This window comes from Rhodopseudomonas sp. WA056, assembly GCF_010906995.1.
Lineage (GTDB): Bacteria > Pseudomonadota > Alphaproteobacteria > Rhizobiales > Xanthobacteraceae > Rhodopseudomonas > Rhodopseudomonas palustris_G.
In genome coordinates, this window is record NZ_QPFS01000086.1 from 1 (window position 1) to 22,546 (window position 22,546).

General features: G+C 66.2%; 24 protein-coding genes. 9 read left to right on the forward strand and 15 right to left on the reverse strand.

All coding sequences use genetic code 11. The features are described from left to right. Positions 1-221: 221 nt before the first annotated feature. On the reverse strand, positions 222-1,328 hold the full coding sequence (locus DU475_RS16320; RefSeq protein ID WP_164632729.1) for a YcjF family protein: 1,107 nt from the start codon (positions 1,326-1,328) through the stop codon (positions 222-224). Continuing rightward, on the reverse strand, positions 1,325-2,794 hold the full coding sequence (locus DU475_RS16325) for a YcjX family GTP-binding protein (protein WP_164632740.1): 1,470 nt from the start codon (positions 2,792-2,794) through the stop codon (positions 1,325-1,327). The genes DU475_RS16320 and DU475_RS16325 overlap by 4 nt, the downstream gene beginning before the upstream one ends. Before the next feature lie 240 nt (positions 2,795-3,034). Here DU475_RS16325 and trhA point away from each other — a divergent pair, with 240 nt between their 5' ends. Continuing rightward, positions 3,035-3,730: a PAQR family membrane homeostasis protein TrhA gene (trhA, locus tag DU475_RS16330; protein WP_013503602.1), complete on the forward strand. Its 696-nt coding sequence runs from the start codon at positions 3,035-3,037 to the stop codon at positions 3,728-3,730. Between the two features lie 59 nt (positions 3,731-3,789). Then, the gene (locus DU475_RS16335; protein WP_164632730.1) at positions 3,790-4,590 is read left to right on the forward strand and encodes an SDR family oxidoreductase; all 801 of its coding nucleotides are present in this window, start codon (positions 3,790-3,792) and stop codon (positions 4,588-4,590) included. A gap of 33 nt (positions 4,591-4,623) precedes the next feature. Here DU475_RS16335 and DU475_RS16340 read toward each other — a convergent pair whose 3' ends face one another. The 8 genes from DU475_RS16340 to DU475_RS16375 form a co-directional block, all read right to left on the reverse strand. Next, a complete protein-coding gene (locus DU475_RS16340) occupies positions 4,624-5,691 on the reverse strand; it encodes a threonine aldolase family protein (RefSeq protein WP_164632731.1) in 1,068 nt (355 codons plus the stop codon). Positions 5,692-6,013: 322 nt separating this feature from the next. Then, entirely contained in the window at positions 6,014-6,631 is a 618-nt protein-coding gene (rpsD, locus tag DU475_RS16345; RefSeq protein WP_142882188.1) for a 30S ribosomal protein S4, read from the reverse strand. A gap of 204 nt (positions 6,632-6,835) precedes the next feature. Further along, a complete protein-coding gene (locus DU475_RS16350) occupies positions 6,836-7,381 on the reverse strand; it encodes a helix-turn-helix transcriptional regulator (protein ID WP_205524414.1) in 546 nt (181 codons plus the stop codon). Beyond that, on the reverse strand, positions 7,362-7,616 hold the full coding sequence (locus DU475_RS16355) for a hypothetical protein (RefSeq protein WP_107354785.1): 255 nt from the start codon (positions 7,614-7,616) through the stop codon (positions 7,362-7,364). The genes DU475_RS16350 and DU475_RS16355 overlap by 20 nt, the downstream gene beginning before the upstream one ends. Before the next feature lie 51 nt (positions 7,617-7,667). Next, entirely contained in the window at positions 7,668-8,444 is a 777-nt protein-coding gene (locus tag DU475_RS16360; RefSeq protein WP_164632732.1) for an acyltransferase, read from the reverse strand. Continuing rightward, positions 8,444-8,839 (reverse strand): cupin domain-containing protein, encoded by a 396-nt coding sequence (locus tag DU475_RS16365; RefSeq protein ID WP_012495190.1) that lies wholly within the window; start codon positions 8,837-8,839, stop codon positions 8,444-8,446. The genes DU475_RS16360 and DU475_RS16365 overlap by 1 nt, the downstream gene beginning before the upstream one ends. Before the next feature lie 53 nt (positions 8,840-8,892). Continuing rightward, a complete protein-coding gene (gene murI / locus DU475_RS16370) occupies positions 8,893-9,687 on the reverse strand; it encodes a glutamate racemase (RefSeq protein ID WP_164632733.1) in 795 nt (264 codons plus the stop codon). An 81-nt stretch (positions 9,688-9,768) separates the two neighbouring features. Beyond that, positions 9,769-10,257, reverse strand: coding sequence for a PaaI family thioesterase (locus tag DU475_RS16375; protein ID WP_164632734.1), 489 nt, complete (start codon positions 10,255-10,257; stop codon positions 9,769-9,771). Between the two features lie 156 nt (positions 10,258-10,413). Between DU475_RS16375 and DU475_RS16380 the strand changes: the two genes are divergently transcribed. Then, a complete protein-coding gene (locus DU475_RS16380) occupies positions 10,414-11,778 on the forward strand; it encodes a TrpB-like pyridoxal phosphate-dependent enzyme (protein ID WP_047308308.1) in 1,365 nt (454 codons plus the stop codon). A 286-nt stretch (positions 11,779-12,064) separates the two neighbouring features. Beyond that, the gene (gene purL, locus DU475_RS16385; protein ID WP_164632735.1) at positions 12,065-14,275 is read left to right on the forward strand and encodes a phosphoribosylformylglycinamidine synthase subunit PurL; all 2,211 of its coding nucleotides are present in this window, start codon (positions 12,065-12,067) and stop codon (positions 14,273-14,275) included. A gap of 247 nt (positions 14,276-14,522) precedes the next feature. On the opposite strand, the gene DU475_RS16390 is transcribed toward purL, so the two are convergent. Together DU475_RS16390 and DU475_RS16395 are read right to left on the reverse strand one after the other, a co-directional pair. Then, the gene (locus DU475_RS16390) at positions 14,523-15,704 is read right to left on the reverse strand and encodes an acyltransferase family protein (RefSeq protein ID WP_164632736.1); all 1,182 of its coding nucleotides are present in this window, start codon (positions 15,702-15,704) and stop codon (positions 14,523-14,525) included. A gap of 74 nt (positions 15,705-15,778) precedes the next feature. Then, entirely contained in the window at positions 15,779-16,141 is a 363-nt protein-coding gene (locus DU475_RS16395; RefSeq protein WP_047307896.1) for a DUF427 domain-containing protein, read from the reverse strand. A 165-nt stretch (positions 16,142-16,306) separates the two neighbouring features. On the opposite strand from DU475_RS16395, the gene DU475_RS16400 reads away from it, so the two are divergent. Together DU475_RS16400 and DU475_RS16405 are read left to right on the forward strand one after the other, a co-directional pair. Then, positions 16,307-16,540 carry a BolA family protein gene (locus DU475_RS16400; protein ID WP_013503589.1) on the forward strand — a complete coding sequence of 78 codons (234 nt, stop codon included), beginning with the start codon at positions 16,307-16,309 and terminating at the stop codon, positions 16,538-16,540. Positions 16,541-16,675: 135 nt separating this feature from the next. After that, positions 16,676-17,407 carry a hypothetical protein gene (locus DU475_RS16405; RefSeq protein WP_164632737.1) on the forward strand — a complete coding sequence of 244 codons (732 nt, stop codon included), beginning with the start codon at positions 16,676-16,678 and terminating at the stop codon, positions 17,405-17,407. 33 nt (positions 17,408-17,440) lie between these two features. On the opposite strand, the gene egtD is transcribed toward DU475_RS16405, so the two are convergent. Both egtD and egtB read right to left on the reverse strand, forming a co-directional pair. Next, on the reverse strand, positions 17,441-18,409 hold the full coding sequence (egtD, locus tag DU475_RS16410) for an L-histidine N(alpha)-methyltransferase (protein ID WP_164632738.1): 969 nt from the start codon (positions 18,407-18,409) through the stop codon (positions 17,441-17,443). Between the two features lie 45 nt (positions 18,410-18,454). Further along, on the reverse strand, positions 18,455-19,714 hold the full coding sequence (gene egtB / locus DU475_RS16415; protein WP_047307899.1) for an ergothioneine biosynthesis protein EgtB: 1,260 nt from the start codon (positions 19,712-19,714) through the stop codon (positions 18,455-18,457). A gap of 282 nt (positions 19,715-19,996) precedes the next feature. On the opposite strand from egtB, the gene grxD reads away from it, so the two are divergent. From grxD to DU475_RS16430, 3 genes are read left to right on the forward strand one after another with little or no spacing between them, the layout of a single operon-like run. Then, positions 19,997-20,323: a Grx4 family monothiol glutaredoxin gene (gene grxD / locus DU475_RS16420; protein ID WP_041807452.1), complete on the forward strand. Its 327-nt coding sequence runs from the start codon at positions 19,997-19,999 to the stop codon at positions 20,321-20,323. Next, positions 20,320-20,862 carry an O-acetyl-ADP-ribose deacetylase gene (locus DU475_RS16425; protein WP_164632742.1) on the forward strand — a complete coding sequence of 181 codons (543 nt, stop codon included), beginning with the start codon at positions 20,320-20,322 and terminating at the stop codon, positions 20,860-20,862. Before grxD ends, DU475_RS16425 begins: the two co-directional genes overlap by 4 nt. Positions 20,863-20,921: 59 nt before the next feature. Then, positions 20,922-22,202, forward strand: coding sequence for a serine hydrolase domain-containing protein (locus DU475_RS16430; protein WP_164632739.1), 1,281 nt, complete (start codon positions 20,922-20,924; stop codon positions 22,200-22,202). A 10-nt stretch (positions 22,203-22,212) separates the two neighbouring features. Here DU475_RS16430 and DU475_RS16435 read toward each other — a convergent pair. Further along, on the reverse strand, positions 22,213-22,546 hold a 334-nt coding region (locus DU475_RS16435; protein ID WP_246700342.1), incomplete at its 5' end, for a thiamine pyrophosphate-dependent enzyme.

Here is a 22,546-nt window from a genome sequence, read left to right on the forward strand (position 1 = left end):
GCCATCAGTGACTGCATACCTCGATCAATTGATTCCGGGATGTGCTGCGCTAGACGGCGCAGGCCGGACTCCACATTCGCTGTCGGTGATTATGGATTCCGGGTTCGCTCACTTCGTTCGCGCCCCGGAGTGACGACTTTTGTTTCGGTAGGTGCCGATCAGCACAAGGCAAGATCTGCGGGATGTAGTGCAGACGCGTGCAACGTCCCGCCAACTGGCCGCTACTCGTCCTTCTCCCGCTTCTTCATCAGGTCTTTGACCAGATCACCGAGCTGTGGGCGGGCGAGGGCGTCGAATGGCAGCGGGCGGGTGAGATCGATTGCGGCGAGGCCGAGCCTTGCGGTCAGCATGCCGTTGACCACGCCTTCGCCGAGCTTGGCCGACAGCCGCGAGGCGAGGCCGTGGCCGAGCACCGACTGCATCACGCTGTCGCTGAGCGCGATGCCGCCGGTGATGGCGAGGTGCGACACCGTCTGGCGCATCAGCTTGAACATGCCGAGCGCGCCGGGGCGGCCGCCGTACAGCCGCGCGAGCTGGCCGATCAGCCGGGTCGCTGCGATCGCCACGAACAGCACGTCGATCAGGGCCTTCGGACTGATCGCGGTGACCAGCGACACGCGTTGCGCCGCCTTCGAGATCATCACCTTCGCCTCGAGGTCGAGCGGCGTCATCAGTTCGCGCTCGGCAAGCCGGATCAGATCGGCGCCGTCGATGATGTCGTCGACGTGCTTCTGCAGCGTGGCGCGGCCGCGCGCGAGTTGCGGATTGGGATGTTCGAACTTGAGCAGTTCACGGATGATGGCGCGGGCTTCGGCGCTGTTGTTGGTGTCCAGCACCCGCGCGGCGCGAGCGTGGAGCTGCTCGATCCGCGCCAGCCGGATCAGGCCGAACGCCTCGCGGCCGATGATGATCGCCAGCGATCCGCCGGCGAGCAGCGCCAGCACCATGCCGATGGTGCCGAGCGTCTGACTCTGCGCGAACAGATCCTCGACCAGCTTGCTGATCCACAGCCAGAATGCCAGCGTCGCCAGACCGGTCGCGGCGCTCCAGAACACCGTGCCCCAGCGAAATCCCTTCTTCGGATTGACGATGCTTTTCGGCGGCTTCGGCGCCGAGATCGGCGGTTCGGCTTCCCGGGCGAGTTCGACCCGGGCGCGCGGCGGCGGTGGCGGCGGCGGGGAGGCCGCGCCCGCGGCCACGCTCGGCTTTCCGTCGGCCTTTGTTGACGGCCTAGCCGTCGGGCCGCCGTCGTCGGAATCGATCAGCACCACGCTCGGGTCGCTGAGCTTGAAGGTCGCCGGCCGGCGAGGAGGAACCCGCTCGGTCATTGCAGTCTGTCTCCGATCAGGAACTGGAGCGCGCGGTCGAGGCGGATGTGAGGCAGCGCCGGCCCCTCCGCATCATGGCTGACAAGTCGCGGTGGGCGAAAGCGCAGAAATCGGAAATCGGCCTCTTGGTGCGAGCCGGCGGCCAGCCCGCGGAACGTATCCTCGCCGCGGAACAGACCCTGCAGATTGGTCGGAAGATCGCCCGGGAAGGTGGCGACTTCGGTCTCGCCGTCGAAAACCTCGCCTTCCGCCATCTCGCCGGCGATCGGGGTACCGACGATCGACGGCAGCCGGTCACGGCCGCGTTGCACCTGGGCCTCGCGGGTGGCGCGGACGGCGGCCATCGCCACCACGTCGACCTTGGCGCCGGCGTATTCGGCGCGCTGCATCGCCTGCTCGACCAGCTTGCGCAGGATCGCCTCCAGGCGGTCGTGGCTGGAATGGTGCAGATGGTCGGCCTTGGTGGCGGCGAACAGGATGCGGTCGATCCGCGGCCGGAACACCGAACTGAGCAGCGTCGAGCGGCCGACCCGGAAGCATTCGAGGATGCCGGTCAGCGCCGCCTCGAGATCCTGCAGCGCTTCGGGACCGGCGTTGAATGCCGACAGCGCGTCGGCCAGGACGATCTGGCGGTCGAGCCGGGCGAAGTGATCGCGGAAGAACGGCCGCACCACAGCATCCTTGTAGGCTTCGAACCGGCGCCGCATCATCGCCCACAGCGAGCCGTCCGGTGCTGTGCCGCTGTCCGGCACGTCGAGCGGTGCAAAGGTCAGCGCCGGCGAGCCGGCGAGGTTGCCGGGCATCAGGAAGCGGCCGGGCGGCAGCAGGCTCATGGCGAACTGCTCGTCACGGCAGGCGCGCAAGTAAGCGGTGAACAGCCGCGCCGCTTTGAGGGTTTCCTGCTCGTTCTCGCGTCCCTTGGGATCGAGCGTGGCGAGATGGGCGTGCCACTCCCGCGCCACCCGGGCCCGCGGATCCTGCCGCGACAGCGCCAGGCTTTCGGCGGCCCAGCGCTCGTAGGTCTTGGTCAGCAGCGGCAGGTCGAGCAGCCATTCGCCCGGATAATCGACGATGTCGAGCGTCAGCGTCTGCTCGGAGCCGTTCTTGCGCTGATAATCGATCACCAGTCGCAATTCGCTGATGTCGACCGTCGAGCTCGGCCATTGCCGCTGTTCGATCAGCGTGGCGAGAAAGTTCTCATAGGCGAAGCGCGGCACCGCATCGTCGGGCTGCGGCGCCAGCCGCGCCGTGGCGATCCGCCCGGTCGACATCGACTCGAAGATCGGAAACCGGCCGCCGCGGCACAACCCATGGACGAGGGCGGTGATGAACACCGTCTTGCCGGCGCGCGACAGGCCGGTGACGCCGAGCCGGATGGTCGGATTGAACAGGTTCTCGCCGTAGTCCTTGAGCGCCCGCGCCGACAGCCACGCATCTTCGAGCAGATTGGAAAAATTGAAGGCCATGCGCGCCAAGGTTCAATCGTCAGAGGTTGCCGGCGAAACTAGCCGGAAACCGCCGATTCGTGCGACAATCCGACCTGCCGGGCCGGTCTTGGCTTTGCCGCCTTTCGGGCGGAAAATTCGGGCTTCATCGGCGGCCGTGGCCGAGCGTGTCGCGTTGCGTGTATCGCATTGCCACACCTCGTCATGAATGCGCCAGATCAATTCGGATAAGCTGTTCGCGAACGGGATACCTGCTGCGCAATGACGATCTTCCGCCTCAAGCAAATCGTGTCGCATGCCAGGATCGACGCCAAGGGCGCGGTGCACTGGAACTACGATCGCGCCGAGCTGATCGCCGATGGCGTGGTGCATGTGCTGGGCCTCGTCGCCGGTCTGATCGCCGCCACCGCCCTGGTCACGCTGACCGGCGTGTTCGCATCTACGCCGACGATCGTCTCGGTATCGGTATATGTCGCCGGGCTGCTGGCGATGCTCGGCCTGTCGGCGGCGTACAATCTGTGGCCGGTGTCGCCGCGCAAATGGCTGCTGCGGCGGTTCGACCATTCGGCGATCTACATTCTGATCGCCGCAACCTACACACCGATCATCAGCCAGATCAAGGATCAGATGTTCGGTCTGGCGCTGCTCGCCGGCGTCTGGGGCGTCGCGGTGATCGGCATCCTGCTCAAGCTGTTCAAGCCCGGCAAGTTCGACAAGCTGTCGGTCGGGCTTTACCTCGCGCTCGGCTGGAGCGGCATCATCGCCTACGATCAGGTGGTCGAGACGCTGCCGACCACGGCGATGTGGTTCCTGGCGATCGGCGGCCTGCTGTACACGGCTGGCGTGATTTTCCACGCCTGGCGGCGGCTTCGGTTCCAGAATGCGATCTGGCACGCCTTCGTGCTGGTCGCCGCCGGCTGCCACTACGTCGCGGTGATGGACTTGGTGCTGGCGTAGCCGCCGCCGGATCTTTCCGATATGAACGCCCCCGCCAACAACAAGCGGGGGAAACAACCATGCAGATCGCGGGCAAAGTCGTCGTCGTCACCGGCGGCGGCAATGGAATCGGGCAGGCGCTGTGCGAAGCCTTTCACAAGGCCGGCGCCGCCAAGGTCGTGGTCGCCGACCTCGATCAGGCCCGCGCCGAGGCGGTCGCCGCCTCGATCGGCGGCGCGGCGTTCAGATGCGACGTGGCCAATGAGGCCGACATCAAGCATGTGATCGACGAGACCGAGCGGCAGTTCGGGCCGATCGACCTGTTCTGCTCCAACGCCGGGATCGGCGGCGGCTTCGATCCGATGGCCGAGAATGCCGGCGGCTCTTCCGACGAGCCGTTCATGAAGAGCTGGATGATCCACGTGATGGCGCATGTCTATGCCGCGCGGCATCTGGTGCCGCGCTACAAAGCGCGCGGCGGCGGTTACTTCCTCAACACCATCTCGGCGGCGGGTCTGCTGTCGCAGGTCGGCAGCCCGGCCTATTCGGCCACCAAGCACGGCGCGGTCGGCTTCGCCGAAAGCCTCGCCATCGCCCACAAGGCGCACAACATCAGGGTCTCGATCCTGTGCCCGCAGGGCGTCGATACCAACATGCTGCGCGGCCTGCCCGAGGGGCCGCAATCGGCCGACGGCAACCTGTCGCCGGAGCAGGTGGCGAAGGACGCGCTGCAGGGCATCGAGCAGGAAACCTTCCTGATCCTGCCGCACCCGCAAGTGATCGACTACATGCGCAAGAAGACCGAGAACTACGACCGCTGGATCGGCGGCATGGCCAAGATCCAGGCCAAGCTGCGCGAGGCGTTCGGCGCCAAGGCGTAACGCGCTCGGACGCGGCTTCGAGGTGCGCGCGGTTCAGGCCGCGCGCACGATCTCGCGGACATGATCGAGCGTCTCGTCGATCATCGCTGCGCTGACGTCGAGATGGGTGCAGGCGCGGATCCGTCCCTCCATCATCGCCAGAACGACGCCGCGGCGGCGGAGCTGTCCGACCATGTCGTTGCTCGCGACGCCGGCGCCGTCCGGCTTGAAGAACACCAGATTGGTCTGCGGCACCTGCACCTCGACGCCGTTGATCTGCGCCAGTCCGGAGGCGAGGCGGCGTGCGTTGGCATGATCGTCGGCGAGGCGGTCGACCTGATGATCGAGCGCGTACAGGCACGCCGCAGCGATCACGCCGGACTGCCGCATCGAACCGCCGAGCCGCTGTTTCCAGCGCCACACCTCGTCGATGAAGGCGCGCGGGCCGGCCAGTACCGCGCCGACCGGCGCGCCGAGGCCCTTGCTGAAATCGATCCACGCCGAATCCCAGCCCTTCGTCATCCGCTCGGCGGAGACGCCGGTGGCGACCACCGCGTTCATCAGCCGGGCGCCGTCGATATGCGTCCACAGCCCCGCATCCTTGCCGGCTGCGGCGACCGCATCGAGCGTGGCCTGCGGCCAGATCGTGCCGCCGCCGATATTGGCGGTCTGCTCGGCGCTCACCATGACCTGCGGCGGTTCGTAGCGCGTCTTCGGATGCAGTGCGGCGCGGAATGCGTCCAGCGAGAACTGGCCGTCGTCGCCGTCCAGCCCGGTGATCTGGAAGCCGCCGAGCGCGGCGTGTGCGCCGCCTTCGCGCGACAGGATGTGCGCGGTGCGATGCGCGATGATCTCGTCGCCGGGGCGGCAGGTCGCCAGCGTGGTGGTGACGTTGCACATCGTCCCTGACGGGAGAAACACCGCGGCCTGTTTGCCGAGCAGCGCTGCGACGCGCTCCTGCAACAGGTTGGTGGTCGGGTCGTCGCCGGTCTGCTCGTCGCCGACCTCGGCGCGCGCCATCGCCTCGCGCATCGCCGGCGTCGGCCGGGTCTGGGTGTCCGACAACAGATTGATCCGCACCGGCGGCGCGGAAGGATCGGGCGGGGAAGGAGTGTAGGCCATGCCCGAGGCTAACATGCCGGGCGCGAAGCGGAAGGTATTTGCCCGGACACGATCAGGTCAGCGGGATGTGATTGGTACCATCTCTCCGCAAGTCGTTCCGGGGCGCTCGCGCCAGCGAGCGAACCCGGAACCTCGCAGTGATTGGATGCGGCCTTGCCACGCACCCGGCGAACTTTCCTTCGCAACATCCTCGAGATTCCGTGTTCGCGCTTCGGGCGCCCCGGAATGACGAAGAGCCTTTGGAATACGCCGCGCAAACAAAAAGGCCCCGGCGAACCGGGGCCTCGATGCATCGGACTGAGCAGCAATCAGTACGAAGAAATCAGCGCGAATAGAATTCGACGATCAGGTGCGGCTCCATCTGCACCGCGAACGGCACGTCGGAGAGCGCCGGGATGCGGGCGAACTTCGCGGTCATCTTGTTGTGGTCGACCTCGATGTAGTCCGGCACGTCGCGCTCGGCGAGCTGGCTGGCTTCGAGCACCACCGCGAGCTGCTTGGAGGCTTCCTTGACCTCGATCACGTCGCCGACCCGCACCTTGTAGCTCGGGATGTTGACGCGCTTGCCGTTGACCTTGATGTGGCCGTGATTGATGAACTGGCGGGCCGCGAACATCGTCGACACGAACTTGGCGCGGTACACCACGGCGTCGAGGCGGCGCTCGAGCAGGCCGATCAGGTTCTCGCCCGAGTCGCCCTTCAGACGGGTCGCCTCGACGTAGATGGCGTGGAACTGACGCTCGGAAATGTTGGCGTAGTAGCCCTTCAGCTTCTGCTTGGCGCGGAGCTGGACGCCGAAGTCGGACAGCTTGCCCTTGCGGCGCTGGCCGTGCTGGCCGGGGCCGTATTCGCGGCGGTTGACCGGGCTCTTCGGACGACCCCAGATGTTCTGGCCCATACGGCGGTCGATTTTATACTTGGCTTCAGCGCGCTTTGTCATCGCGTCCTCTAGGGTTTGAGTTGTGAGGAAACGCGCCCTCCTGTGCATGGGGAAAAATCCCCTGCCGACAGGTCCGTCCTTAAAGCATAAGGGGAGGACCACGGGTCGCGAAACGCAACGCGGGCCGAAACCGGCCCGCGAGCGGGGGCTTTCTAGGGGCAAAGCCCTGGGATGTCAATTCGGGCCAGATAGGCCGAGGCGAGCTCAGGCGGCTTCGAGGGTCTGCTCGTAGGCTCGCAGCCGCTGGGCGAGGGGGGCCGCCAACGGCCGGTCGCCGGCGGCGAGCGCGGTATTGGCGAGGCGCACCGCCTCCGCCTCGACAGCGGCCTCCCGGCTCAGCTTCCGCTGCGCATACAGCCATCGGGCTACAGTGGCCCAGTCCCATAGCGGGCTATCCGAGGTCACCCGGACGCTGGGCGCGGGAAAATCGCGGCTGCGCTGGCCCTTCGCGTATTGGGTCAGGGCTGCCCGGGTGAGACCGCAGCGCGCCGCAATGTCGGACAGATTGACCAGCGGGTCCGGTTCGATCCGCTCGACCTTGGCGCCCGCGGCCTCGACCGCTGCAACTGCCGAAGCGATCGCATCGCCGATCGACTCGGCCTCGCGCGCGAAGTCGAGCACGATGTGGCCCTTCTGAAACGCGATGGCGGCGTCGTCGCATCCGGCGTTGAAGAACCGGTCGGCGAAGTCTTCGGCCGCCGGGGAGAGACCGGAGGCAACGATACTGAATTCATAGGTCTTCACTATCATCCTCCTGCTTGGCGTGGGGACAGCGTGCGATCTGGCGCAGCAGTTGCCGCGCATGGTTCTCCGGATTGCGCGGCGTCGACCAGATGAACAGCACGCAGCCGTCGCGATCGTGATGCGGGCACAGCAATCGGCCCCACGCATGGCCGCCGACTTTGCTCCAGCTCCAGCCCAGCGCTTCGGCGTGGCTGACCGCCGCCTCGATTTCCTTGTTCGGATGGGACGGCCGCTTTGCCATCCTGACGCCCGTGCTGGACGACTGTTAACATATATCAACAGGCTTGCGAATTCAAGGCCCGGCTGCGGTCCGGAGCGCCCGGGCTGGGCGGTCCAGGCGCTCGATCTCAGCCGCGATGGTGGTGTTCAGCACTTGTTCCAGCCGGGTGGTCAGCCGCGCGATCGGGGCGGCGTCGATCACCCGGTGGTCGAACCGGACGACGACTTCCAGGCGGCCGTCGTCGGCGAGCCGGCCGTAGCTCAGGATATAGGGGCCGGGGCTGACCGGGTAGAGGTCGCCCGGACCGAAGGCCGACACCGAGGATACGCCAAAGCTGCCGAAGAAGTTCGCCCGCGGCCGGTCCAGCGACATCCCGGCCCACCAGGCGATCCGCCGCAGCGGCCATGGCATCCGGCTGATCCGCAGCAGCTTGCGGAACATCGGCACGGTCTCGGTCGGTGCGGTGCTGGCACCGCGAATGATCGCGTCGACCTCGTGCAGCGGCAGCGTGTCGGCAGCGGTGACCTTCTGCATCAGCACGCAGTCCTCGCCGTCGATGCGGCGGGCGACCGCGATCATGCCGACGCTCTTCGGCAGCTCGAAGAAGTGCGGCCAGGGAAAGTCGATATACAGCGTCCGCAGCAGCGGTTCGTCGCGGGCCACCAGGCTGAACGCCTTGGCGAAGATCGCAGCGAAGCCGGGCGGCGACGCCGCCGCGGCCCGTGCCCGCGCCAGCGGGCCGAGATGTAAGGTGCGGCGATAGCTGATCAGCGGCACGCCCTGCGAGGCGTGCATCAGATCGGCAATCAACCTTCGCGGTGCCGAGATCCGGCGAGTTTTGCCCCGCATTACTTCGCGGGCGTCGCCAGCGGCTTGGTCTTGTCGACCACCCACACCGCCATCACCTTGGCGCCCTTGTCGCCGTGCACCTTGGCATCGTGCACCACGCCGGCCGGAATGACGTAGGAGTCGCCGGCCTTGAGGTGCTTGTCGGGTTCGCCGTCGATGCTCATCACCGCTTCGCCTTCGAGCAGATAGCCGGTCTCGATGCCGGGATGGGTGTGGCGGCCGATGTTGCCGCCCGGAGGCAGCTCGGCGAGACCGCTGACGGTGACATAGCCGTCGGGAAATTCAATCTTCTGCAGCGGCGTGCGCTTGATGCCGCTCTGCTGCGCGACGGCAGCGCCCGCAGCAGCTACCACGGCGCATGCGACCAGGATGTGACGCAAGGTTTTGATTGTCATTGGGGCTCCTCCGGGGCGCAAAGCTAGCAGCGTCCCGGCAGGCGGAAAAGCGCTCAGGCCGGAACGCGGCCGCCGAAATACGGCGCCAGCGCCGCGCTCGCCCGAGGATGGCGGCCCGAGGTGAAGATCATCTCGGCGCCCGGCGTGGGCGCGTGGCCGGTGGCCGGGCCGAGCAGGGTGACGACGCGGCGGGCGATTGCCGGGGCCGGATCGATCCAGTCGACCGGCCAGGGCGCGAGTCGCACCAGGCAGTCGAGCAGCAGCGGATAATGCGTGCAGGCCAGCACCACCGCATCGGTGCGGCCGCGTTTGGCGTCGGCTTCGACGAAACACGGCGCGATCTCGGCGCGAATCGCCGCGTCGGTCACTTCGCCGCCGCCGAGTGCCGTCTCCGCCAACGTAGCGAGCCGGATCGAGCCAACCAGCGACACTTCGCAGCCCTGGGCGAAATCGCGGATCAGCGCGCGGGTATATTCGAGCCGCACCGTCGCGCTGGTGCCGAGCACCGAGACCCGCTTGGTGCGGGAGCCCGCGCAGGCCGGCTTGATCGCCGGCACCGTCCCGACGAACGGCACCCGGTAGCGGGCCCGGAGCGGCGCCAGCGTCATGGTCGAGGCGGTGTTGCAGGCGATCACGACCAGGTCCGGCGCATGCGCCGCGATCAGCTCGCCCATCAGCGGCACGACGCGACCGATCACCGCCTCTTCGCTGCGCTGGCCGTATGGGAAGAACGCGTCGTCGCCGACATAGACGTAGTGCGCGTCGGGTCGGGCGCGGACCACTTCGCGCAGCACGGTCAGGCCGCCGAGGCCCGAATCGAACACCAGGATTGTGGGGAGCGAGGTCACGGCGCGACCTTACCCGATCTTGGTTAGCTTTCGGTTGTCGATCGCGCGATGCAGCCCTGCGGAGGCGGCAAGGCCGCCGCGTCAGTGGCTGTCGGCGATCTCGGTCGGCGGCACCTTGCGCTTGACCCGCTTGATGGTGCCCGAGAACGTGAACAGCGGCCGCTCGCCGCTCTTCAGAATCCCGCGGACGAAGATCAGCGACTTGCCGGCCCGGGTGACTTCGCCGGTCGCCTCGATCAGTTCGCCCTCGAATGCCGCATCCAGGAATTCGGCGCCGAACGCCACCGTCACGCCCGGGCCCTGCAGCTCGCGGACCGCGATCGCGAACAGGCAATAGTCGGCGAAGGTCATGAAGCAGCCGCCGTGCACCGCCTTCATGCCGTTGAGGTGCTTCTTCTCGACGCGGAAGGCGCAGCGCACGCGGCCGTCGTCATCGATGCGGTGCCAGAACGGCCCGTTGTGGGATTCGAAGGTGTCCCGAGTCCAGGTTCGCCAGCCGGCAAATTCGCCTTCGGTTGCGGTGAAAAGGTCCGGGCGACCGGGACGCGTCGGTTCGGCGGGGGTGTGCACGGGGCGTTATCCTTTGGTCTATCGTTTGGTCCATAAAACCGATGCGGCGCTGCAATGCAAATCGGTGAATCTGAATTGACACTGCGCAATTGGCAGGCAGATCGGCGCTGTATACCCTCTCGCCCGCAAGAAACGGGCCGCGTGAGGGAGACCAGAATGAGCGACCAGATCAAGTATGTGCTGGACGAGGAGAGCATCCCGAAGTCCTGGTACAATCTTAATGCCGACTTTCCGACGCCGATGCCGCCGGTGCTGCACCCGGGCACGCATCAGCCTGTCGGCCCAAGCGATCTGGAGCCGCTGTTCCCGATGGAGCTGATTCTCCAGGAGGTCGCGACCGAGCGCTACATCGAGATCCCCGAGCCGGTCCGCGAGGTGTTCCGGATGTGGCGTCCGGCGCCGCTGATCCGCGCGCGCCGTCTCGAGCAGGCGCTCGGCACCCCAGCCAAGATCTACTTCAAGTACGAAGGTGTTTCGCCGGCCGGCTCGCACAAGCCGAACACCGCAGTGCCGCAGGCCTGGTACAACAAGCAGGCCGGCATCAAGAAGCTGTCGACCGAGACCGGCGCCGGGCAGTGGGGCTCGTCGCTGGCGTTCGCCGGCTCGCTGTTCGGGCTCGACGTCCTGGTCTTCCAGGTCCGCGTGTCGTTCGATCAGAAGCCGTACCGCCGTGCGCTGATGGAGACCTATGGCGCCCGCTGCATCGCCTCGCCGTCGACCGAGACCGAGTCGGGCCGCGCCATCCTGGCGGCCAATCCGAACAGTCCGGGCTCGCTCGGCATCGCGATCTCCGAAGCGGTGGAAGTCGCTGCGAAGAATCCGGACATCAAATACGCGCTCGGCTCGGTGCTCAATCACGTGATGCTGCACCAGACCATCATCGGCCAGGAAGCCATCGCGCAATGCGAGATGGCGGGCGATGATCCCGACGTGATCATCGGCTGCGCCGGCGGCGGCTCCAACTTCGCCGGCCTCGCTTTCCCGTTCCTCGGCCTGCAGCTCCGCGGCGGCCGCAAGCGGCGGATCATCGCGGTCGAGCCGGCGGCGTGCCCGACGCTGACCCGCGGTACCTACGCGTATGATTTCGGCGACACCGCGCATCTCACCCCGCTGGTGAAGATGCACACGCTCGGCTCGACCTTCATGCCGCCGGGCTTCCACGCCGGCGGCCTGCGCTATCACGGCATGAGCGGGATGGTGTCGCACGCCTACGAGCTCGGCCTGATCGAAGCCCGCGCCTATCAGCAGGTCGGCTGCTTCGAAGCCGGCGTGCAGTTCGCCCGGACCGAAGGCATCGTGCCGGCGCCGGAATCGACCCATGCGGTGCGCTGCGCGATCGACGAGGCGCTGCGCTGCAAGGAGGAGGGCAAGTCGGAAACGATCCTGTTCAACCTCTCCGGCCACGGCCATTTCGACATGCAGGCCTACATCAATTACTTCGAAGGCAAGCTGGTCGATCAGGACTACGACGAAGCCGACCTCGCCACCGCGCTGGCGGGATTGCCGGCGGTCGCGGCCTGAGCAGCACGGGCGTCCTCCTCGGACGCCCCATCCAAGAACGACGTCATGCCCGGGCTCGACCCGGGCATCCACGTTTTCGGGCACGATACCCGCGGCCGTGGATGGCCGGGACGAGCCCGGCCATGACGGCTCGGGCAAGATCCTTTGCCAGATCAACGGGTTCGCAGCGATCACCGGCACCGAGCGCCATCCCCAGGCGTGCAGAAAAACCTTTCCCCCTTGGGCCGATCTTTCTACATAACAACGGTCCGCGCCGGCCCCTCCGGCGCGCCGAGGAATGCTGCCTATGTCCGCTCCCGAGCCGAAGATCACCCCGGAACTGATCGCCAGCCATGGCCTCAAGCCGGACGAATATCAGCGCATTCTCGATCTGATCGGGCGTGAGCCGACCTTCACCGAGCTCGGCATCTTCTCGGCGATGTGGAACGAGCACTGCTCGTACAAATCCTCGCGCATTCACCTGCGCGGGCTGCCCACCAAGGCGCCGTGGGTGTTGCAGGGGCCGGGCGAGAACGCCGGCGTGATCGACATCGGCGACAATCAGGCGGTGGTCTTCAAGATGGAGAGCCACAACCACCCGAGCTATATTGAACCGTATCAGGGCGCGACCACCGGCGTCGGCGGCATCCTGCGCGACGTCTTCACCATGGGCGCCCGGCCGATCGCCTGCCTCAACGCGCTGTCGTTCGGCGATCCGAGCCATCCCAAGACCCGGCACCTGGTGTCCGGCGTCGTCGCCGGCGTCGGCGGCTACGGCAATTCGTTCGGCGTGCCGACCGTTGGCGGCCAGACCCGGTTCCACACCCGCTACGATGGCAACATCCTGGTCAACGCCATGGCGGTCGGCCTTGCGGATGCCGACAAGATCTTCCTCGCCGCAGCGAGCGGCGTCGGCATGCCGATCGTCTATCTCGGCTCGAAAACGGGGCGCGACGGCATGGGCGGCGCCACCATGGCGTCGGCGGAGTTCGACGAGGGCTCGGAGGAGAAGCGTCCGACCGTGCAGGTCGGCGATCCGTTCGCCGAGAAGCTGCTGCTCGAGGCGTGTCTGGAGATCATGGCCAAGGACTGCGTGATCGCCATCCAGGACATGGGCGCGGCGGGTCTGACGTGTTCGGCGGTCGAGATGGGCGCCAAGGGCGACCTCGGTGTCGAACTCGATCTCGATGCGGTGCCGACCCGCGAGACCGGCATGACCGCCTACGAGATGATGCTCTCCGAAAGCCAGGAGCGCATGCTCATGGTGCTGAAGCCGGAGAAGGAAAAGGAAGCCGAAGAGATCTTCAAGAAGTGGGGTCTCGACTTCGCGATCGTCGGCTACACCACGCCGACCAAGCGGTTCGTGGTCAAGCATGGCGGGCAGGTGAAGGCTGATCTGCCGATCAAGGAGCTCGGCGACGAGGCGCCGCTCTACGATCGCCCGTGGGTGGAATCGCCGAAGCTGCCGGTGATCCACGCCCGCGACATCAACGCGCCGATGGGCGCGGCCGAGGCGCTGGAGAAGCTGCTGGCGACGCCGGACCTGTGCTCCAAGCGCTGGGTGTGGGAGCAGTACGACCACGTCATCGGCGGCAACACCGTGCAGCGCCCTGGCGGCGACGCCGCGGTGGTCCGGATCGAGGACGGCCCGAAGGGCCTCGCGCTCACCGTCGACGTCACGCCGCGTTACTGCGAGGCCGATCCGTTCGAGGGCGGCAAGCAGGCGGTGGCCGAAGCCTATCGCAATATCACCGCGGTCGGCGGCAAGCCGTTGGCGATCACCGATAACCTGAACTTCGGCAATCCGGAGCGGCCCGAGATCATGGGCCAGCTCGTCGGCTGCCTGAAGGGCATTTCAGAAGCCTGCATCGCGCTCGACTCGCCGATCGTCTCCGGCAACGTCTCGCTCTACAACGAGACCAGTGGCCGCGGCATCCTGCCGACCCCGTCGATCGGCGGCGTCGGCGTGCTCGACGACTTCACCAAATCTGCGACGCTGGCGTTCAAAGCCGAGGGCGAAGCGATCCTGCTGATCGGCGAGACCAAAGGCTGGCTCGGGCAGTCGGTGTATTTGCGCGAGATCTGCGGCCGCGAAGAGGGCGCCCCGCCGCCGGTCGATCTCGCCTGCGAGAAGCGCCATGGCGACGTCGTCCGCGGCATGATCCACGCCGGCACCGCGACCGCGGTACATGACGTCTCCGACGGCGGCTTGTTGGTGGCGCTCGCCGAAATGGCGATCAGCGGCAATATCGGCGCCACGCTCGACGCGCCGCCGGCCGAGATCGTGTCGCACGCCTGGTGGTTCGGCGAGGATCAGGGCCGCTACGTCGTCACGGTGAAGGAAGCCGATCTGCTCGCGGTGAAGACCAAGCTGAAGACGATCGGGGTGCCCTGTGTCCAGATCGGCGTCACCGGCGGTCACGCGCTGAAGATCGAAGGCGAACGCACCGTCGACATCAAGGCGCTGCGTCATGCCCACGAGCACTGGCTGCCGGACTATATGGCGGGGAAGGCTTAGTCGCCTTAGGTCTCTCCAGCGTCATTCCGGGGCGCTCGCGCAGCGAGCGAAGCCGGAATCTCAGCCGCGTCCGATCACCTATCCATCGTCAGTCCGGGATGCGCTGCGTAGCAGCGCAGGCCCGGAATCCCTAACCCCTGTGCTCGCGGATGAGCACGGCGGGTGACGCCGTGCGCCAGCAACAGATTCGGTGGTTATAGATTCCGGGTTCGCGCTGCGCGCGCCCCGGAATGACGGAAGAGAGGCCTCACAACACCCTGTACGCGCCTGGGATCTTCCTCAGCAGATAGGTCGTCGCCCAGCTCAGCAGCAGGCCGAGGGTGAATACGATGGCGGCTTTGACGATCGCCGGCAGGTCGTAGTCGTGCAGCCAGTATTGCAGCCACAGCATGTAGGCGTAGTGCACCAGAAAGATGCCGTAGGCGTCGTGCTGCAAGGGATCGAGCAGGCTCCAGCCGCCGCGGCGGAAGCGCAGGAACACGGCCAGGATCGCAAAGATGATGGCGGCGCTGAACGCAGTGAGCGCGATGCTGTAGCTTGCCTCGTACCACATCGGCAATTCGTCCGGATTGTCGAGGATGCCGCGCTTGATGCCGATCAGGCCCCACATCCCGAGATACGGCACCAGCGCGACCAGCAGCCAGATCCACCATTGCTGCGCCAGCTTGCCGCCGGCGCCGAGCACGCTCTGCTCGGGATGGCAGGCGCCGATGCCGGCACCGATGAAGAAGTAGGCGGTGTACAGCAGCACGCGGCTGGCCTGCACCGCGAACGGTCCCCATTCGAACCAATAGGTCGAGGTGTAGTACAGCCGCGACGGCACGTAGAGAATCGCTGTGACCACGAACACCGCGCCGATGAACAGTGCCGGCGATTTATAGCCGAGCTTGGCCAGATGATTGATCGGGTCGAGCGTGTGCCGCGAAATCCGGTACAGCGCGCCGCCGATCACGCTGAAGATGAACAGCACCCACAGAAACCACAACGGCCCGCTCGGCCACGGGCCGACCGTGATCATGTTCTCGTAGAATTTGGCGAAGGTCTCGGTCGGGTCGGCGCGCAGCGCCAGTGCGTAGTAGGCGATCGGGATCACGGTGAAGGCTGCGATCACGAACGGAATGCCGAGCCGGATCAGCCGGTCGCGCGCCAGCGAACCGAATTTCGGCCGGTGGTCGAGGCTCGGCCACAGGAACAGCCCCGACAGCATGAAGAACATCGCCATGAAGAAACTGTCGGTGGCGAGCACCACGCAGTCGAAGCCGATCCAGGACGCCGGGTCGGTGTGGCCGAAATAGGTGTAGGGGATCACCGAATGGTGGATCAGCACCAGGATGGTGAGGAAGGTGCGGGTGCGGTCGAGCGACAGGTCGCGCACATGCGAAGCTGCGTGCGCGGTCATGCCGCCGGTGGTGGGATAGGTTACAGTCACGACAAGAGCCCCGCGCGATGCCGCCGGTGAATTACGATACTGCGCAATAGCTGAATCGCCTCTTCGGCGAATTGCTAGGGTTTGAATTCTTCGATTTGAACCTTTTGCGGATAAAACGCCAGATAGCCGGCGATCTCCGCCATCGCCGGAAACGGCTGCTCGTAGCTCCACACCGCGTTGGGCTGCGGCTCGCCGCCGGCCACGATGCTGAAATAACCGGCGTCGCCCTTGTACGGGCAATGGGTGACACGTGCCGTCCTTTCGAGCAGGCTCATATCCACGTCATCCCGTGGAATGTACTGCACCGGCGGATAGCTCGCCTCCTGCAACGTCAGCGCACGGCGGGTCTCGGCGATCACCCTGCCGTCCGCGCTGATCCGGACTCCGTTCGGATTTGCCGTGATCGTGATCGGATGATCGGGGCCGGGGAGCTTCATGGGCGGACCTCAGGGGCGTGAATTGGGCCTGCGTCACAGTCACCGTTGCCGAGATGTGTTCGGCGTGTGGCTTTGAAAGGCGCGCACTGCGATATAGGATGTCGGTTCAGGATTGCCACCGCGCGCCCCGCGCAGGCGGCCCGCGACGATCTGGAGGATGACCGAATGCCGATGGATGCCCGCGACATCGAGGCCATGATCAAGGCCGCGATTCCCGACGCGGAGGTGACGATTCGCGACCTCGCCGGCGACGGCGACCACTACGCCGCGACCGTGATTTCGGAGTCGTTCCGGGGCAAGTCGCGGGTCCAGCAGCACCAGATCGTCTATCAGTCGCTGCAGGGGCAGATGGGCGGCGTGCTGCACGCGCTGGCGCTGCAGACCGGCGTGCCGGAATAGTCTGCCGACAATCTCCCCAACTTCGCCTTTGAACGGAGGCAGGGCATCGGTCGGTTGCCGGGCTGACATGGCCCCGGTGCGTCGACGTTAACGAAGGCTTTACAGCCGCGCGGCACCGTCTCGGTGGGTGGGCACATGTCGAACTGGCGGGAAGACAAGGCGAAGGCCAACGCTCTGGCGCTCGCGCGGCTGACCACGCGCCTGCCGGATGCGTTCCCGCAGGCCGTGCTGGTCCATGCCAAAGCCCGCGCCTATGTGCCTTCGACCCTGCGGGTCGCGGTCGATTCGTACTGGCGCGCCCATCCGCTGCGCGCCGAGCGGCTGGCGCGTGTGCTGGCTGCCCGCAGCGGTGCTCCCGAGGGCTGGCGATGGCAGCTCGGCGACGACGCCGAAGCCGGCCTGCCGGTGACGTTTCGAATTCCGCCTGCGCCGTATCGGGAGACAGCGTACCAGCGCGGCCCCGGCTTCTGCTGCGTCTGCGGCCAGCCGGTTTATCGGCTCGGCTGGCACGCCGATCTATGGGACGCCGGCATCAACACCAACGCCACCTGGCACAGCGCCTGCGTCACGGCCTGGCAGTTCTGGAATGCCCCGAGCGGCCAGACCAAGCTGCTGCGGCGCCTGCAGGGCCGCCGCTGCCGCGAGACCAACCGAAGGCTGCTGCGGAGTTCTGAAGTCGATCACCTCGTGCCGCTGTTTCAGGTCTGGCGACAGCACCGCGACCGGACATGGCCGGAGCTGCTGGGCTATTGGGGGCTGCCGAACCTGCAGGTGATCAATCGCGAAGTCCACGTCGCCAAATGCGCCGCCGAAGCGCGCGGCCGGCGCGCGGCGCGGGTCGCCGCCGCAGAGGAAGCAGCGGCTTAGTTCGGCGATGACAGGCGGGACGCGGCGGCTGTCTCAGTTCGCTTCGAGCGCGTGCACCGAGAACATCGCGTCCGCATCGGTCCAGCACTGCGCCGGAGCCCAGCCGGCCTGCTGCGCCAGCGCGCCAAACCGCTCCAGGCTGTATTTGTAGCTGTTCTCGGTGTGGATGGTCTCGCCGGCGCGGAAGCCGATTCGTTCGCCGAACAGATGCACAGTCTGGTCGCGCAGGCTGACCAGATGCATTTCGATCCGATGCTGATCGCGATTGTAGATCGCCCGGTGCGTAAACGCCGACAGATCGAAATCGGCGCCGAGTTCGCGGTTGATGCGGATCAGCAGGTTGAGGTTGAACCTGGCGGTCACTCCGGCGGCATCGTCATAGGCCGGCACCAGCACGCGTTCGTCCTTCTCCAGATCGACGCCGATGATCATCCGCGCGCCGCGGCCGAGAATGTCGCGGGCGCTCTCCAGGAATCGCCGCGCCTCCTGCGGTTCGAAGTTGCCGATCGTCGATCCGGGAAAGAACCCGACCTTCGGCAGGTCGCGCACCGCGGGAGGCAGCGCGAACGGCTTGGTGAAGTCGGCTGCGAGCGGATGCACCGCGAGCTGCGGGAAATCGCGCTGCAGCGCTTCGGCCTGGGTGATGATGAAGTCGCCCGAGATATCGACCGGCACATAGGCCGCGACCTGATGCGCCGCGAGTAGCAGGCGGATCTTGGTGGTGGCGCCGGCGCCGAATTCGACGATCGCCGCGTCCGGCGGAATCAGGGACGCGATCTCGCCCGCGCGGCCCTGCAGAATGCCGAGCTCGGTGCGGGTCGGATAGTATTCCGGCAGGCGGGTGATCTCGACGAACAGCTCGGAGCCGGCGTCGTCGTAGAAGTACTTCGGCGACAATTCCTTCTGCGACCGCGTCAGCCCGTCCAACACGTCGCGCGCAAACGCAGCCGTGTTGGAATCGAGCCGATGCGCTTGCGTCTGCACAGCGACGTGCACGTTCATGGGCGATCCTCCAGGCTGCGCGCGTGGCGCATTGAGATTTTCAAATCAGGCGCCGTAGTCGGCGAGCCGCAGTCCGGTGAACTGCCAGCGGTGATACGGATAGAAGAAATTGCGATAGCTGACGCGGCTGTGGCCTTCGGGCGTGGCGCAGGATGAGCCGCGCAGCACGAGCTGATTGACCATGAACTTGCCGTTGTATTCGCCGAGCGCGCCTTCGATCGCCTTGTAGCCCGGGTAGGGTGCATAGGCGCTGCGGGTCCACTGCCAGACGGTGCCGAACGCATCGGGAAGATGCCCGGCGCGGGCTGCGACCTCCCACTCCATCTCGGTCGGCAGATGCTTACCGGCCCAACGCGCGAAGGCGTCGGCCTCGTAGTAGCTGATGTGGCAGACCGGGGCGTCGGGATCGATGGCCTGCAGGCCGCCGAGCGTCATGATCTTCCATTCGCCGTCGACCTGCCGCCAGTGGCCGGGTGCTTCCCAGCCCTCGCGCTCGGCGCAGGCAAAACCGTCCATCAGCCACAGCGTGGCGGTGCGATAGCCACCGTCGGCCATGAACGCCAGCCACTCGGCATTGGTGACGAGGTGCCGCGCCAGTTTGACCGGCCCGACCAGCGCGCGGTGCACCGGCTTTTCGTTGTCGAAATGGAAGCTGTCGCCGGCATGGCCGATCGGGTGGATACCCTCCGGCAACGCGACCCAATCGTCACCGTCGCGCGCGGTCGCCGGCAGTCGCCACGCCGGATCGTAAGCCGGCGGGATCGGGTTCTGCGCAAAGGCATGGAGGATGTCGGTCAGCAGCAATTCCTGATGCTGCTGCTCGTGATTGAGCCCGACCTCGATCAGTGGCGCGATCTCCTCGAGCTTCGCAGCGCCGGCGGTCGCGAACCAGTTCAGCATCGCCTCGTCGACGTGGCGGCGATAGGCCGCGACCTCGGCGACGCCGGGGCGGGTGAGGAGGCCGCGTGCCGCGCGGGTATGCCGGGGCCCGGCCGAGACGTAATAGGAGTTGAACAGGAAGGCGTAGTCCGGGTGGAACACCTGATAGCCCGGACAATGCGGGCCGAGCAGGAACTGCTCGAAGAACCATGTGGTATGGGCGCGGTGCCATTTCGCCGGGCTCGCATCCGGCATCGACTGCACCACCTGATCCTCCGGCGACAGCGGCGCCGCGCGCCGCTCGGTCTCGTCGCGCACGGTGCGATAGGCGGTGGAGAGCCGGTCGGCCAGATCGCGGGCGGAGACGGACGATGGGGAAGAATCGGCTGCCGAGCTTGCAGCGGAGGATGAAATCGTCACGAGCATCTCCGGTTTGGTGGAAAACGCTGCTGTTGGGAATGAGTTCCAGACGACACATAGGCGCTGGCAGGCCGGATGTAAGGTCGGCGGCGTACCGGCGAGGAAATAGCCGGCGTGGGACAGGCCGTCGTCGCCGGGCATCGACCGCTTGAAAAACGGTAGCGAAGTCAAGGCGACAGCCGGGCTCAATCGGTTTTGACTTGGGCTATTCGCCGGTTTCAGGATACATATATGACCGTTCGACCCGGCCGCTGGTGGTCAGCCGGCCGCGCCGCAAAAGGATTTGCCATGAGCATCGAGCAATTCATCGACAACGAAGTGAAGGCCAACGACGTCGTCCTGTTCATGAAGGGCACGCCGCAGTTTCCGCAGTGTGGCTTCTCGGGTCAGGTGGTGCAGATCCTCGATCACATCGGCATTCCGTACAAGGGCCACAACGTGCTCGAAAACGCCGAGCTGCGCGACGGCATCAAGCAGTACTCGAACTGGCCGACCATTCCGCAGCTCTACGTGAAGGGCGAGTTCGTCGGCGGCTGCGACATCGTGCGCGAGATGTTCCAGGCCGGCGAACTGCAGAAGCTGTTCACCGACAAGGGCATCAAGGCCGCCGCCTGAGCCCCTTCGTCCGCCAGATCGGCACGGCGACCTGTGAGGTCGTCGTCGCCGACATCACCACGCTCGCCGTCGACGCGATCGTCAACGCCGCCAATGCGTCCCTGCTCGGCGGCGGCGGTGTCGACGGTGCGATCCATCGCGCGGCCGGTCCCGAACTGCTCGCCGAATGTGAAACGCTCGGCGGCTGCGCCACCGGCGATGCCAGGATCACCCGCGGCTACCGGTTGCCGGCGCGCCATGTGATCCACGCCGTCGGCCCGATCTGGCACGGCGGCCGCCATGGCGAGGATGCCGCGCTTGCCTCCTGCTACGCCCGCGCCCTGCAGCTCGCGAACGATCATGCGCTGAGCTCGATCGCGTTCTCGGCGATTTCCACCGGCGTTTACGGTTTCCCGCCCGAGCGCGCGGCGCCGATTGCGGTTAAGACGACCCTCGATACGCTGCGCACCGCCACTTCGGTCACGCGAGCGGTGTTCTGTTGCTTCTCGCCGGCGAGTGCCGAGTTGCATCGCGCGGCGCTTACGGATGCGGCCCCTTGAAACCGCTCCACGCGCCGCTACCATCACATCCACCAAGAAGAACTCAGGAGGATACGACAATGCTGCGTCGCGCTGCGCGATGGTTGATGGCAGGAGCGCTGGCCGTAACGGCCGCGAGCCCGGCGATCGCCGAGACCACCTTCGACCTGCCGCCGAGCGTGCAGTTCTCCGACAAGAAGCTCGAACGGATCGACGAGTTCTTCAACAAGATCATCGCCGAGGGCAAGATCCCCGGCGCGATCGTGTATATCGAGCGCCACGGCAAGCCGGTCTATCACAAGTACTTCGGTGTCCGCGACGTCGCCACCAAGCAGCCGATGACCGACGACACCATCTTCCGGCTGGCGTCGCTGACCAAGCCGTTCACGGCGTTCGCGGTGATGACGCTGGTCGACGACGGCAAGATCAAGCTCGACGATCCGGTGTCGAAATACATCCCGGCGTTCGCCGACACCAAGGTCGGCGTCGAGAAGAAGCGCGAGGACGGCGAGAAGTATCTGGATTTCGTCGCGCCGAAGCGTCCGGTCCTGATCAGCGATCTGTTGCTGCACACCTCCGGCATCACCTACGGCTTCTATGGCGACAGCCTGGTGCGCAAGACCATCGCGGCGGCCAAGATCTACGATAACGATCCGAGCAATGCCGAATTCGCCGAGCGGATCGCCAAGCTGCCGCTGCAGGAGCAGCCCGGCACGCTGTGGGACTACGGCAATTCCTACGAGGTGCTGGGCCGGGTGATCGAAGTCGCCTCCGGCAAGTCGTTCTACGAATACCAGAAGGAGCGACTGTTCGATCCGCTCGGGATGAAGGACACCCGCTATTATCTGACGACCGATGAACAGAAGGCGCGTATGGCGCAGCCGATGCCGAACGACGCCGATTTCCGGGTCGGGCGGCCGAGCCGGCCGGACATCGTCAAGAAGTGGGAATCCGGCGGCGGTGGCCTGACCTCGACGCCGTCCGACGTGATCCGCTTCGTCCGCATGCTGCACAACAAGGGCGAACTCGACGGCAAGCGTTATCTCAGCGAAGCCGTGTTCAAGGACATGACGACCGATCAGATCGGTCCGAACTCCGGGATCGAGCGCGACTACTTCTATTTCCCGGGTGACGGCTTCGGCTACGGTTACGGCCTCGGCGTCCGCACCGACGCCGGCCACGCCAAGCCGCCGCCGCCCGGCTCGCTCGGCGAATTGAAGTGGGACGGCGCGTCGGGCTGCTACTTCGTGATCGATCCGAAGCTCGACATGTTCTTCGTGCTGATGGAGCAGACCCCGTCGCACCGCCAGCCGATCCAGCGCGAGCTGAAGAAGCTGGTGTACGAGGCGCTGGACAATTGATGATGCGACGTCAGCCGTTGCGCGCGTAGAGCATCGGCACCGAACTATCGAGCATTGCCTCGACCACGCTGACGCCGTCCCACGCAAGGGCGCGCGTCAGCGCCGGCGTCAGCTCCTCGCTGCGCGTCACCCGCACCGCATCGCAGCCGAGCGATTGCGCCAGAGCGGTGAAGTCGATCCCGGGCAGCTCCAGCCCGGGCACGTTCCGCACCTGCATCACCTGGCTGAACGAGCGCATTGCGCCGTAGCCGCCATTGTTAAGTACCACCACGGTCAGCGGCAGCTTGCGCTGCGCGGCCGTCCACAACGCCTGGATCGAGTACATCGCCGAGCCGTCGCCGATC